Genomic DNA, 13,540 nt, shown 5'->3' on the forward strand with positions numbered 1-13,540 from the left:
CGTGTAATTTTTCCAGGAATGTTGCCAGCGTGGGGTTCGGTCAAATTCCGCTGTACTGAAAGAGTTTTGCAACGATGAAAAAATTTACCGCCCTTCATATCGCCGACGTCCGATTGCGTCGGGCTGATGAGCAAGAGCAAGCCGTGATGCTGCATGCCTTGTGCCAGGATGTGGCCGCTATCTTGGCGGCGGGCAAGCAGATCGATGCGATTTTCTTCACGGGCCAGCTGGTGGCGCCTGACGCCTGTGCCGGCACGACACCCGTGTATGTCTACGAATACTTCCTGCGCCCCCTGCTGCAGGCGGCCAGCTTGCCCGGTGCGCGTTACTACCTGGTACCGGGCAGCCGACAGCAGGGTGTCGCCGCGGCGGCGCTGGGCAATGCGGGCTTCAGTTTTTTCTCCGCCGATGAGCACGCCAGTGCCGAGCAGCGCGCGCACTACAAGAATATCCACGCCGTGTTCCACGGCCACCAGCATACGGGCGATGCCAGTTCACTGATGAAGTCGCTGGGCATTCTGTTCAAGAGCAATCCCGGCAGCCTGTACGGTGCGCAGGGCCAGATGACGGCGTTTTCCGTGCTCGAGTTCGGTACGGGCGGGGCCGATGGCGACGCGCCAGGCACGCAGTGGACGGTGTCGCTGCGCGAGTTCGACGATGTAAGCAAGAACTTCGCCCTGTCGGTGCTGTACACGCCGAATGGCCAGGAAACGGGGCAGATGGATGCCGAGCATGTGTTTGCCACCTTGCTGCCGCAGCTGGCAGGCGAACGCGCTTATCTCGATGGCTTGCTTGGCCATGCGGGCGGGCGGCAGCGCGTGGGCGCCGGCGTGGCTGCCGATGCGCGCGAATTCCTGATCGAGCTGGCGTTCGTGATGTTCGAAGCCCAGACCGAGTTCCTCGGCGAAGCGGAACTGCAGTGTTTTACCAGCGACTATTGCGCTGTGAAGGGCTGGAGCATGGCCGCCGGGGACTGGCTGGCGCCGCTGTACGCGCAGGGCTTGCTGCTGCGGAGCGATGGCCAGGTGGCGTTTTCCTTCGATTATTTCCGCACCTATTTCCTCGCGCAGCGCTTTGAAACCTCGTTCGATCTGATGCGTTATGGCCCGGAACGGCATGATGGAAGTGAGTCTTCACTTGGATTGGATGCCGCGTCGGCAGCCCAGCCTTTCCTGCGTGCGCTGGGCTTGAACGAGGAGCATGCCGCGGCGGCGATGCAGGAAGAGGGCGGCCGCCCTGGCTGACCTTCGCGGCCAGCCTTTCCGCGTCAGTTCGGCAGCGGCTGGCGCAAGGTGCCGCGCAAGAACAGGTCCAGGCTGAGCGTCACTTTGGCGCGCAATTGCGCCACGTCCGGTTGGGCTTGCGGCGGGAACAGCAGGCGCGACATCTGATCTCCCAGCAGGCAATTGAGCAGGTGCAGCGTCAGGATGGATGGCGTCAACTCCGCGCGAAACAGCGGCGCGATGTCGGGGCGGCTGAAAAACCTGATCAGCATCTCGCGCGTCTGTCCCGGTCCCACCTTGTAAAACGTTTCCGCCAGTTCCGGGTGCGTGGCCGCTTCGGCCACCACCATGCGATTCAGGCGGATCGCCGCCGGCATGGTAACGAGCTGTACGAACAGCAGGCCGAATTCGCCCAGGATGGTGGGCAGGGGCCGCATATCCGTTTCCAGCGCCGGCATGGTCGAAAAATAGGCGGCGCGGCGCAATTCCACCACCGCATTGAACAAGCCAGCCTTGCCGCCAAACTTCACATAAATCGTGCGCACGGCCACATGGGCTTCGCGGGCGATCATTTCCAGGCTCACCTTCCCATACCCTTTTTCCAGAAACAGACAGCCGGCCGTGTGCAGCAGGTTTTCCATGCGCGCCTCCATGTCGGCCGCGCGCGGCCGGCCGGCCGGCTTGCCGCAGCAGGAAAGCTCCTGGGCGGCGTCGGATTCTGTCGTGGTGGGCAAGGTATCGCTGAGGCCGGGATCGGACATGGTCTGGGTCTCTTTATAAGTTGGAAGGTAAGTGATGGCTCACACTGTAGTGCAAATTAAAATGAAATGCAATCGTTTCATTTCTTGACTTTGGTTTTTCTTTGCCCAATAATGAACCTATATCATTTCATTTTCGGAGCGAGTATGTCCAACCAGCCAGGCCAAGCAGAGCACAAGGTGCTGAGCGCCGTCCCACCCGCGGCCCCTGCCGCACCTTCCGCGCCCGCCGCTTCCGCCAGCTCCGCCCCCCCCAACAACCGCGTCAAAATCATCGCCGGCCTGATCGTCCTCGTCGCGCTGGGCGCCGGCGCGCGCATGTGGTACCGCAGCCACTATTTCGTGGAGACGGAAAACGCCTATGTGTCCGGCCACGTGCACCCTGTCTCGGCGCGCATTTCCGGCGTCGTCACCAAGGTCTTCATCGACGACAATCAAATGGTGAAAGAGGGCGACGTGATCGCTGAACTCGATCCATTCGACCAGCGCGTGAAAACCGAGCAGATCGCCGCGCAGATCGCCAGCGCCGAGCAGCAAGTGCTGCAAGCGGACGCGCAGATCGCGCAAGTGCAGGCGCAGGCCAGCGCCGCCCAGGCGCAAGTGGCGCAAGCCGATGCGCAATTGCTGCGCGCGAAACAGGATGCGGAGCGCTATGGCCAGTTGTACACGAGCCAGATGAAAGCCGTCTCGAAAGCGGAACTGGACGGCGCCAACGCGGCCCGCTCGAGCGCCGTGGCCGACCTGGCCGCCCGCCGCGACAGCGCCTCGGCCGCCAAGGCGCAGATCGGTGCGGCGCAAGCTGCGCGCGACGTGGCCAAGGCACAAGTGGCCGTGCTGCGCGTGCAATTGAAAGACGCGGAACAGCAGCTGCAATACAACCGCATCCTGGCGCCTGTCGCCGGCCGCATCGGCAAGCGCAACGTGGAAACGGGCATGCGCGTGCAGCCTGGCCAGCAACTGACGGCCATCGTGCAGGATAACGTCTGGGTTACCGCCAACTTCAAGGAAACCCAATTGGCCGACCTGCACCGCGGCCAGAGCGTGCACGTGACGATCGACGCCATGCCGGGCAAGAAACTGGTGGGTACCGTGGACAGCTTCGCGCCTGCCTCGGGCGCGCAATTCGCGCTGCTGCCGGCCGATAACGCCACCGGCAACTTCACCAAGATCGTCCAGCGCGTGCCCGTGAAAATCGTCTTCCAGCCGGCAGACATCAAGGCCATGAATGGCCGCCTGGTGCCGGGCATGTCGGTGATCGCCGAAGTGGAAGTGAACCAGCCCAATGCGGATCAGGAGAAGGACGCGCGCCACGCCGCCGCTCCTGCCGCTCCCGCCGCCCAGACCACCGCCCGCTAAGCTTCCATGAGCAGCCCCTCTACCACGCTGGCGAAGCCGCCAGCGTTTCCCGTGATCGACGAGAAAGTCTCCGGGCGCACCTGGCTGGCGGTCGCCGCCGGCATGCTGGGCGCCTTCATGGCGGTGCTCGACATCCAGATCACCAACTCCTCGCTCAAGGATATCCTTGGCTCGCTGTCGGCCACCCAGGAAGAGGGTTCGTGGATTTCCACGGCCTACCTGGTGGCGGAAATTATCGTCATCCCGCTCACCGCGCTGCTGGCGCGCGTGTTCGGCTTGCGCACCTACATGATCGGTACCACCGCCTTCTTCCTGCTGTTCTCCACCCTGTGCGGGGCGGCCTGGAACCTGGAAAGCATGATCGTCTTTCGCATGCTGCAGGGTTTTACGGGCGGTGCCCTGATCCCGATGGCGTTCACGCTGGTGATGCTCAAGCTGCCGCCGTCGAAGCGCGCCGTCGGCATGGCCATCTTCGGCCTGACGGCCACCTTGGCGCCGGCCATGGGCCCGACCCTGGGCGGGTATCTCTCCGAGCTGTATGGCTGGCCTTCGATCTTCTACATCAACTGGGTACCGGGCGTGCTGCTGATCGCCGGCATGATCTATGGCCTGGACAAAGAGCCGATGCAACTGAAGCTGTTCTGGAAAGCCGACTGGCTGGGCATCTTCTTCATGGCCCTGGGCCTGGGCTGCCTGACCATCTTCCTGGAAGAGGGCAATTCGAAGGACTGGTTCGACTCGGGCTTCATCATCGCCTTTGCCGCGCTGGCCCTGACGGGCATCCTGGGCTGGGTCGTCACCAGCGCCACGCGCGCCGAGCCCTTCGTCAACCTGGCCCTGTACGGCCAGCGCAATTTTCTGGTCGCCACCGTGCTGTCGGCCGTGACGGGCATGGGCCTGTACGGCTCGGCCTTCCTGCTGCCGCTGTTCCTCGGCCAGATCGCCGGCTATTCGCCGATGCAGATCGGTGAAGTCATCATGTGGGTGGGCTTGCCGCAGCTGTTCATCATGCCCTTCGTCGCCAAGCTGTCGTCCGTGGTGGATAACCGCATCCTGTGTTCGTTCGGCCTGCTGCTGTTCGGCGGCTCGTGCATGATGAATGCCTACATGGACGCGTCCACCGGCTACGACCAGCTGCTATGGTCGCAGGTGGTGCGCGCGCTGGGCCAGCCCTTCGTCATGCTGACCCTGTCGAACTTCGCCATGAAGGGCATCGCACCGAAGGACATGCCGTCCGCATCGAGCCTGTTCAACATGACGCGCAACCTGGGCGGCTCCATCGGCATCGCCCTGCTGGCCACGGCCCTGAGCACCCGCGAGCACTTTCATTCGCAGCGCCTGGGTGAAGCGATCAATGCGTATTCCAGCGCCACGCAGCTGCGCATCGACCAGCTGACGTCGTCGTTCATGGCCAAGGGCTATGACGCCGTCACGGCCGGCAACCAGGCCTTGCAGGCGATCGACGGCATCGTGCGCCGCGAAGCGTATGTGATGGCCTACAACGATGGCTTCTTCCTGATCGGCGCCATCCTGCTGGCCTGCATCGTGCCCCTGTGGCTGGCCGACAAACTCAAAGCTCCCGGTGGCGGTGGCGGCGGTCATTGACCGCCAACGCAAGCCCTTAAAGAACAAGAAGGTATACACCATGCAAACAGTATTGACGAAAATCGCGCTGGCCGCTTCCCTTGCCGTGGCGCTGTCCGCCTGCGGCACCGTGGGCCAGGATTTCACCGCGCCGGCAAATGTGGCTGGCGTCGACAACGGCGTTTTCCGCCACGGCGCGGCCGCAGCGGATGCCGCGCAGCTGCCCAAGGAATGGTGGAGCATCTACGGCGACGCCACCCTGGACCGCCTCGAGCGCAGCGCGCTGCAGGACAATCCCGGCGTAAAGGCGGCCGGCGAGCGATTGCTGCAGGCGCTGGCGCAAAGCGGCACGGCGCGCGCCAACCAGGGCCCGAGCGTGAACGTCAGCACGGGTATTTCGAACTCGCGCACCTCGGCCAACACTTCGCAGGGCCTGGCCCTGGGCAACCGCTCCATCAGCGGGAATAACTTTTCCGTGGGCGGTTCGCTGTCGTATGAAGTCGACTTGCTGGGCCGTGTCAAACGCATGGTCGAAGCGGCTGACTCGCAGGCGCTGGCGGCGCAGGCCGACCGCGACGGCGTGCTGCTGATGCTGTCGGCGCAAGTGGCCAGCAATTACTGGCAGCTGCGCGGACTCGATGCGGAAATGGCGATTTTGAATGGCGCCCTGGACACGCGCCGCGAGTCGGCGCAGCTGGTCGAGGCGCGCTTCAATGCGGGTCTGACGAATGAGCTGGACCTGGCGCGCGCGAAAGTCGAACTGTCGAACGCGCAAGCCGACCTGCATGAAGTCAAGCGCCAGCGCAACCAGCTGGAAAACAGCCTGGCCACCCTGACGGGCAAGCCGCCGTCGGCGCTGCAATTGCCGGTGGCCGCCGAGCCATCGAGCCTGCCGCTGCCGCCCGCCATTCCCGTCGGCTTGCCGGCCAGCCTGCTGGCGCACCGCCCGGACCTCGTTTCCAGCGTCGCGAACCTGCGCGCGGCGAACGCGCAAGTGGGCGTGGCCGAAGGCGCGTTTTATCCGTCGCTGCAATTGACGGGCAATTTCGGCTACGCGTCCGAAAAACTGCGCGACCTGGCGCAGGGCGGTTCGCGCCAGTTCAGCTTTGGCCCGCTGGCCCTGTCCCTGCCGGTCTTCGACGGTGGCCGCAACCAGGCCAATCTGGACTTGTCCAAGGCGCGCTATGCGGAAGCCGTGGCGAACCATGAAACGAAGCTGCTGACGGCCTTGCGCGAAGTGGAAGATGCGCTGTCCGATGTGGAGCAGCGCCAGTTGCAGGGCGACGCCCAGGCCCTGTCGCAGGCAGCGGCGGCGCGCGCCTACCTGGTGGCGCGCACGCGCTACGAGCGCGGCATCTCGACCTATCTCGACGTCACCGATGCCCAGCGCAGTTCGCTGACGGCGGACCGCGCCGCCGCGCAGATCAAGACCCAGCGCCTGCTGGCAACCGTTGCCGTGGCCAGGTCACTCGGCGCGGGCTGGCAGCATTGAAGGACACCAGATAAAACCTACTGCGCGTCGCGCTTTGCGGCCGGCGATGCTCACCGTACTAAAGTACGGTTGCGCTTCTCGGCCACAAATCACTGCCGCTCGCTACGGTTTTCTCAGGTGTCGCAATGTCAACCATGAGCAAAAAATGGTAAGTCAATCCAACTAGTTACGTGAGCGTGGCCGGCGGCGGTGTCGCCGCCGGCCCGTAGCGTTGCAGCAGAAAATCGATGAAGGTCGTCAGCTTCGGCGTGGGCTGGCGGTCGCGCGGATACAGCAGATGCATCAGGCGCGGCGCCGGCACGTAGTCGCCCAGCAGCGGCACCAGGCGGCCCGCCGCGATATCTTCGGCCAGCAGGATCTCCGCCTGCATGACGATGCCGAAGCCGTGCAGGGCTGCCATGCGCAGCGCCTGGCCATTGTTCGAGCGGAAGCGACTCTCGGCCGCCGCGCCATCGTGGCGCGCTGCCTTGCCGCTCAGGCGCCAGCGCATGTGGCGCGACCACTGCATGAAATCCACGCATTCGTGCCGCGCGAGGTCGTCCGGCGTGCGCGGCGTGCCATGTTTCGCCAGATAGGCGGGCGAGGCGCAGATCACCATCGCATACGGCCGCAGCACGCGCGCCACCATGCCGGAATCGTCCAGCTTGCCGATGCGGATGGCCGCATCGAATCCTTCCTCCACCAGATCCACCATTCTGTCATTCAGATTCAGCTCCAGGCTCACGTCCGGGTAGGCCGTCAGGTATTCGGCCATTAGCGGCGCGATGCACTCGCTGCCGAAGGAGACGGGTGCCGTGATCTTCAGCTTGCCGCGCGGCGTGGCCCGCATCGCTTCCGCGCCCGTTTCCGCCGCGGCGATCTGCGCCAGGATCTGGCGGCACTGCTCCACGTACTGCTGGCCGATTTCCGTCAGGCTTTGCCGGCGCGTGGTGCGCGTCAGCAAGCGCGTGCCCAGCCGTTCTTCCAGCTGTTTGATGTGCTTGCCCACCATCACGGGCGATATCTGGAATGCTTCGGCGGCGGCCGTAAAACTGCCCTGGTCGACGACGGACACAAAGATTTCCATGCTGCGCAATTTATCCATGGGTGCCTTGATTGCAAACTGTCGGTTGGTAATCTTGTAAATTCTAGCGTATTTATTCCTTTTTGGAAGCGGCGCATACTGGCTGCATCGTTCAACCCACACAAGGAAGCAGCATGAAAATCGTCATCATCGGCGCCAGCGGCACCATCGGCACGGCCGTCGCCGCCCAACTGGCGCAACGCCATGAAATCATCGAAGTGGGCAGCCGCAGCGGCACGCATCAGGCCGACATGGGCGACATCGCGCAAGTGCGCGCCCTGTTCAAGCGCATCGGCAAGGTCGACGCCGTCGTCGTGACGGCCGGCAAGCTGCATTTCGCCCCGCTGGCCGAATTCACGCCAGAGCAATTCCGGTTGGGCCTGGACAGCAAGCTGATGGGCCAGGTCAACGTGGCGCTGGTGGCGCAGGAATACCTGAACGACGGCGGCTCGATCACCCTCACCAGCGGCATCGTGGCCGAGCAGCCGATCCGCTTCGGCGCGGCCGCCAGCATGACGAATGCGGCCGTGGAAGGCTTCGTGCGCGGCGCCGCCATCGAACTGGCGCGCGGCGTACGCATCAATGTCGTCAGCCCCACGGTGCTGGCCGAATCGCTGGACGCGTATGGCCCGTTCTTCTACGGTTTCGAGCCGGCCGCCGCCAGCCGCGTGGCCCTGGCCTACAGCCGCAGCGTGGAAGGGGCGCAGACGGGGCAGATCTACCGCGTCTGGTAACTCCGGCTGGGCCGGGCGGGCATTTTGGAGGGGCGCCAGCGGCCGTGCAACATTCATGATAAATTGATCTTTATTTCCGCAGCTCAACATATTGATGATGCTGGGTTCAATCACTTTCATGAATGGATGGATATGCAAAGCACCAAAATCAGCACGCGGCTCTATACAGGATTTGGCCTGGTCCTGCTGCTGTTGATCATCGTTACCGCGCTTGGCATCAATCGCGTACAACAGATCGACGCCATCCTCACCAATATCAGCGACGTCAACAACGTCAAGCAACGCCATGCGATCAATTTCCGCGGCAGCGTGCATGACCGCGCGATCGCCTTGCGCGACGTGGTGCTGGCCGCCGACATCGCTGCGGCTCAGCCGGAAATTGCCCGCATCGAAGTGCTCGCCGCCAATTACGCGCAGGCCGCCGCGCCGCTGGATCAGATCATCGCCAGCGGCAAGGGCGTCACCGAGGCCGAACGCATGGCCCTGGCCGGCATCAAGGCGAGCGAAGCGAAGGCCCAGCCCATCATCGCCAAGGTGATTCAATTGCGTCTGGCCGATGACCTGGCCGGCGCCACCGCTTTGCTGCAGCAGCAGGGGGCGGCCGCCTTTACGGGCTGGCTCGCGTCGGTCAATCAGCTGATTGACCTGGAAGAGAAGATGAGCCGTGCACAGGCCGACAGCGCCAGCAACGTGGCGCGCAGCTTTTTCTTCTTCATGGTGCTGCTGTGCCTGGGCGCGATTGTGATAGGCACGATGGCGGCCTGGCGCATCAGCCGTGGCTTGCTGCGCCAGCTCGGCGGCGAGCCCGACTATGCTGCCGCCATCGTCGGCGAAATCGCCGCCGGCAACCTGGCAGTGACCATCACTACCGAGCCAAACGACCGCAACAGTTTGCTGTACGCCATGCGCGGCATGCGCGACAGCCTGGTGACCATCGTCAGCCAGGTGCGCACCGGCACGCAGACCATCGCCACCAATTCGCGCGAGATTGCGGCTGGCAACCTGGACCTCTCGAATCGCACGGAACAACAAGCCGGTTCGATCGAGGAAACCGCCACGTCGATGGAACAATTGACGGGCACCGTCCGGCAGAACGCCGAACACGCGACCGAAGCGAATCAGCTGGCCGTGTCCGCCTCGGGCGTGGCCGTCAAGGGCGGCGCGGTGGTGGCGCAGGTGGTGCAGACCATGGCCGCCATCAACGCATCGTCGAAGAAAATCGTCGACATCATCGCGGTGATCGACGGCATCGCTTTCCAGACCAATATCCTGGCCCTGAACGCGGCCGTGGAAGCGGCGCGCGCCGGCGAGCAGGGCCGCGGCTTTGCTGTCGTCGCCACCGAAGTGCGCAGCCTGGCGCAGCGTTCCAGCCAGGCTGCGAAGGAAATCAAGGCGCTGATCGACGACTCCGTCGAGCGCGTCGACGCGGGCGCGCGCCTTGTCGATGAAGCGGGTACGACCATGCAAGACATCGTCGACAGCGTCAAGCGCGTGACCGACATCATGGGCGAGATCAGCGTGGCCACGCGCGAGCAGTCGTCCGGCATCGAACAGGTGAACCAGGCGATCGGCCTGATGGACCAGGTGGTGCAGCAGAACGCGGCGCTGGTCGAACAATCGGCTTCGGCCGCCGCTTCGCTGGAAGAGCAGGCGGGTAGCCTGTCGCAGGTGGTGAGCATCTTCAAGCTCGACAACTCGCAGGTGCCGCTGCAGGCGCCGCCGCCGGCGCGTGCGCGTCCGGCCGCCGTGACTGCCGCCAGGCCCGTCATCAGGGCAGCGGCGAAGCCGGCACCGAAAAAGCTGGCCTCCAAGGCGCCCGCCGATGACGCATGGGAAGAGTTTTAAGCGCCGCTCGTTTACAATCGGGACCTTACATTGTTTGCTGAGGTCCCGATGAAACGTATCCTGTTCCCCCTGCTGATGGCCGCCGCCGTCGGCAGCGCCTGCGCCGCACCCGCAACCCCGGCTACCGCGCAACAACTGACCAGCATGAGCGCCCGCTATGCGCCCGTCGCGCTGACCGCCGATGTCACGCACCTGTCTGCCGGTGACCGCCAGGCCATCGCCAAGCTGGTCGAGGCGGCCAAGCTGGTCGACGTGCTGCAGCTGCGCCAGCGCTGGTCCGGCAATGAAGCGCTGTGGGCGGCACTGAAGAAGGACAAATCAACGCTGGGCCAGGCCCGTTTGAATTATTTCTGGATCAACAAGGGACCCTGGTCGGTGCTCGACGCGCACGCCTCGTTCATGCCCGCCAGCTATGCGGGCATCGCCATTCCCGCGCACAAGCCGGAAGCGGGCAATTTCTATCCGCAGGGCGCCACCAAGGCCAGCCTGGAAACGTGGATGAATGGCTTGTCGGCGGATGACAAGCAGCAGGCGCAGTGGTTCTTCACGACGATTCGCGCGGGCAAGGATGGCAAATACCAGACCGTCAAATATTCGGACGAGTACAAGGTGGAACTGAAGCAGCTGGCCAGGCTGCTCGACGAGGCGGCCGCCGCCACGGACAATGCTTCCTTGAAGAAATTTCTCACCCTGCGCGCCAAGGCTTTCCTCGACAATGACTATTTACCATCCGACTTCGCCTGGATGGACCTCGATTCGCCCGTCGACATCACCATCGGCCCGTACGAAACGTATAACGACGAGCTGTTCGGCTACAAGGCCGCGTTCGAAGCGTACGTGAACATCCGCGACCAGGCCGAGACGCAAAAGCTCAATTTCTTTGCCAAGCACATGCAGGAGCTGGAAGACAACCTGCCGCTCGACGCCCGGTATCGCAACCCGAAAGTGGGCGCGCTGGCGCCGATGGTGGTGGTCAACCAGGTGTACGGCGCCGGCGACGGCAACATGGCCGTGCAGACGGCCGCCTACAACTTGCCGAACGACGAGCGCATCATCAGCGCGCGCGGCTCGAAGCGCGTCATGCTGAAGAACGTGCAGGAAGCCAAGTTCAAGGCCACCCTGACACCGATCTCGACACTGGTGCTGACGCCCGAAGCGCAGCAGGACGTGGATTTCAATTCCTTCTTCACGCACATCCTCGCGCATGAAATCATGCACGGCCTGGGCCCGCACGCCACCGTCGTCGACGGCAAGCCATCGACGCCGCGCCAGGACTTGAAGGAAGCGTATTCCACCATCGAGGAAGCCAAGGCCGACATCACGGGCCTGTTCGCGCTGCGCTACATGATGGACAAGGGACAACTCAACGACACCCTGGGCCAGGGCGAGGCGGCTGAGCGCAAGCTGTACAACACATTCCTTGCTTCCGGTTTCCGCACCCTGCATTTCGGCCTGACCGATTCACACGCGCGCGGCATGGCCATCCAGATCAATTACATCCTCGACAAGGGCGGTTTTGTCTCGCTGGGCGACGGCAGGTTCGGCGTCGATTTTGGCAAGATCAAGCAAGCAGTGATTGACCTGGACCGTGAATTTCTGACCATCGAGGCAACGGGTGATTATGCGCGCGCGCAAGCGATGATGGCCAAGTACGTGGTGATCCGCCCGGAAGTGCAGGTGGCGCTCGACAAGATGAAGGCCGTGCCCAACGATATCCGCCCGGAATTCGTCACGGCCCGCGCGCTGGACAAGGCAATGACTGCGAAGAAATAAATCCGACCCTGACTATTGTCAGCCTGGAAAGCCGGTGCATCTGCACCGGTTTTTTTTCGTCTTTATTTATGAAAAGTTGCCAGTTTTTCCTTGTGGAAATATCTGCACCGCTTACTCTGCAGTGCTAAAGCCGCTTTCCTCCTGTCGATCCCATGTTGAAACTGTTCTCGCTGTTGAGTTTGTTCCTTGCTGTGCCTGCCATGGCGCACGCCCAGCTCACCGATCTGGAAAGCCGTTGGCTGCAGGCGGGAAAACCCGTCATCGATTACGCGCGCACGCAGGGTTTGCCCATCGATATCATCGTGCAGCCGCAGGATGCGCCCGGCGCCGTGCCGCTGGCGCTGGGCTACGCGGCAGGGCGCTGCAAGCTGGTGCTGTCCTTGCGCGGCAATGCCATGGCCGATACCGTCCTGCAGGGCGTGCCGCCCGCGCGCCATGGCGCGATGATCGAAGCGATGACGGCGCATGAAATCGGCCATTGCCAGCGCTATGCGCAAGGCGACTGGCATGCCTTGCCGCGCGGCTTTGTCGAACCGCGCAGCATGCAGCCGGGCAGGTTGACAGCGCTGGCGCAGGAGCTGCGCGAGACGCGCCGCGAAGAGGCCTATGCGGACCTGGTGGCCCTGGCGTGGATGCATGCACGCCACCCCGGGCAGTACCGGCAGGTGCTGGCCTGGATGCGCGGCCTGCGCACGGCTGACGAGGCGGCGGGCGGCGGTGTAGGCAGTTCCCACGCCACGCAGGCATGGCTGGCGCTGGCGGATGGCGAAGACGCATTTGCTGGGGCCGCTTCATCATTTGAACAGGCGCAAGTGTTGTGGCGGAAGGGCTTGAGCGGCGACAAATAAACGCTGATTTTTACGCGGATGGACTGTCAGCGTGTGCTGTCGCACGGAGCTTTGCGCGCGGCAGGGGTCTAATCTGGGCATCAACTAACCAGAGAGGAACCATCATGAACAAAATGATCGCACTCATGCTGGCCGCCAGTGCCAGCGCCCTGCTTGCCGCCGCGCCCGCGTATGCGCAGGATGCCTCATACAAGAGTTTGACGGACAAGGCGACGGCCGACTACAAACAGGCCAAGGCCGCTTGCGACAGCCACAGCGGCAATGCGAAAAAAGTCTGCGTGGAGGAAGCGAAGGTGGCGCGCGCCAAGGCCGAGTCGGACGCCGTGGCGCAATACCGCAACACGCCGCGCGAACTGGGCAAGGCCCGCAAGGAGGTCGCCAATGCCGAGTATGACCTGGCCAAGGCCAAGTGCGGCGAGCGCACGGGCGCCGATAAAACCACGTGCATGAACGATGCCAAGGCGGCGAAAACGGCCGCGCTGGCCGACGCCAACACGGGCGCCAGGGCCGGCACCAACGTGGCGCAGAATCCCCCTGCCACGACGAAGGAAAACTGCGACGCCATGGATGCGACGGCCAAGGCCGCCTGCATGACGCGCAATGCGGCCGGCGGCGCCAAGGTGGCAGTGGAAGACTCCGTCATCACCACCAAGATCAAGGCGGACCTGGTCAAGGACAATGACTTGAAAGCGCTCGATGTGCACGTGGAAACCGTGAATGGCGTCGTCATGCTCAGCGGCTTCGTGCCTTCCCAGGCGCAAGTGAAAAAAGCCGCCGACCTGGCGCGTGGCGTGGAAGGCGTGAAGGACGTGAAGAATGGCTTGAAGGTGAAGTAAGCCAGGTGGCGCTTGCCGCCGCGGCAAA

Annotated in this window: 11 protein-coding genes; 9 read left to right on the forward strand and 2 right to left on the reverse strand. The window is 63.6% G+C overall.

All coding sequences use genetic code 11. The features are described 5' to 3' along the window. Window positions 1-74 precede the first annotated feature (74 nt). Complete coding sequence (locus tag ACP7DW_RS11900) at window positions 75-1,244, forward strand: hypothetical protein (protein WP_426055748.1); 1,170 nt, start codon at window positions 75-77, stop codon at window positions 1,242-1,244. A 23-nt stretch (window positions 1,245-1,267) separates the two neighbouring features. On the opposite strand, the gene ACP7DW_RS11905 is transcribed toward ACP7DW_RS11900, so the two are convergent. Continuing rightward, window positions 1,268-1,984 carry a TetR/AcrR family transcriptional regulator gene (locus ACP7DW_RS11905; protein ID WP_426055747.1) on the reverse strand — a complete coding sequence of 239 codons (717 nt, stop codon included), beginning with the start codon at window positions 1,982-1,984 and terminating at the stop codon, window positions 1,268-1,270. Window positions 1,985-2,128: 144 nt separating this feature from the next. Here ACP7DW_RS11905 and ACP7DW_RS11910 point away from each other — a divergent pair, with 144 nt between their 5' ends. From ACP7DW_RS11910 to ACP7DW_RS11920, 3 genes are read left to right on the forward strand one after another with little or no spacing between them, the layout of a single operon-like run. Then, a complete protein-coding gene (locus ACP7DW_RS11910; RefSeq protein ID WP_071075755.1) occupies window positions 2,129-3,337 on the forward strand; it encodes an HlyD family secretion protein in 1,209 nt (402 codons plus the stop codon). Window positions 3,338-3,343: 6 nt separating this feature from the next. Continuing rightward, entirely contained in the window at window positions 3,344-4,942 is a 1,599-nt protein-coding gene (locus ACP7DW_RS11915; protein ID WP_071075756.1) for a DHA2 family efflux MFS transporter permease subunit, read from the forward strand. 40 nt (window positions 4,943-4,982) lie between these two features. Next, complete coding sequence (locus ACP7DW_RS11920) at window positions 4,983-6,413, forward strand: efflux transporter outer membrane subunit (protein WP_426055746.1); 1,431 nt, start codon at window positions 4,983-4,985, stop codon at window positions 6,411-6,413. Window positions 6,414-6,579: 166 nt separating this feature from the next. Here ACP7DW_RS11920 and ACP7DW_RS11925 read toward each other — a convergent pair whose 3' ends face one another. Further along, window positions 6,580-7,497, reverse strand: a complete 918-nt coding sequence (locus tag ACP7DW_RS11925) for a LysR family transcriptional regulator (RefSeq protein WP_426055745.1) — start codon at window positions 7,495-7,497, stop codon at window positions 6,580-6,582. Window positions 7,498-7,610: 113 nt separating this feature from the next. Here ACP7DW_RS11925 and ACP7DW_RS11930 point away from each other — a divergent pair, with 113 nt between their 5' ends. From ACP7DW_RS11930 to ACP7DW_RS11950, 5 genes are all read left to right on the forward strand, one after another. Further along, window positions 7,611-8,210 (forward strand): short chain dehydrogenase, encoded by a 600-nt coding sequence (locus ACP7DW_RS11930; RefSeq protein WP_426055744.1) that lies wholly within the window; start codon window positions 7,611-7,613, stop codon window positions 8,208-8,210. Window positions 8,211-8,342: 132 nt separating this feature from the next. Next, a complete protein-coding gene (locus tag ACP7DW_RS11935; protein ID WP_426055743.1) occupies window positions 8,343-10,055 on the forward strand; it encodes a methyl-accepting chemotaxis protein in 1,713 nt (570 codons plus the stop codon). A 48-nt stretch (window positions 10,056-10,103) separates the two neighbouring features. Next, window positions 10,104-11,828, forward strand: a complete 1,725-nt coding sequence (locus ACP7DW_RS11940) for a dipeptidyl-peptidase 3 family protein (RefSeq protein ID WP_426055742.1) — start codon at window positions 10,104-10,106, stop codon at window positions 11,826-11,828. A gap of 152 nt (window positions 11,829-11,980) precedes the next feature. Continuing rightward, window positions 11,981-12,676: a hypothetical protein gene (locus ACP7DW_RS11945; protein ID WP_426055741.1), complete on the forward strand. Its 696-nt coding sequence runs from the start codon at window positions 11,981-11,983 to the stop codon at window positions 12,674-12,676. Between the two features lie 104 nt (window positions 12,677-12,780). Further along, the gene (locus ACP7DW_RS11950) at window positions 12,781-13,512 is read left to right on the forward strand and encodes a BON domain-containing protein (protein ID WP_426055740.1); all 732 of its coding nucleotides are present in this window, start codon (window positions 12,781-12,783) and stop codon (window positions 13,510-13,512) included. The last annotated feature ends 28 nt before the right edge of the window (window positions 13,513-13,540 follow it).

Origin of the sequence: Janthinobacterium sp. PSRC1-1 (assembly GCF_049897525.1) — a bacterium.
GTDB lineage: Bacteria > Pseudomonadota > Gammaproteobacteria > Burkholderiales > Burkholderiaceae_D > Janthinobacterium > Janthinobacterium tructae.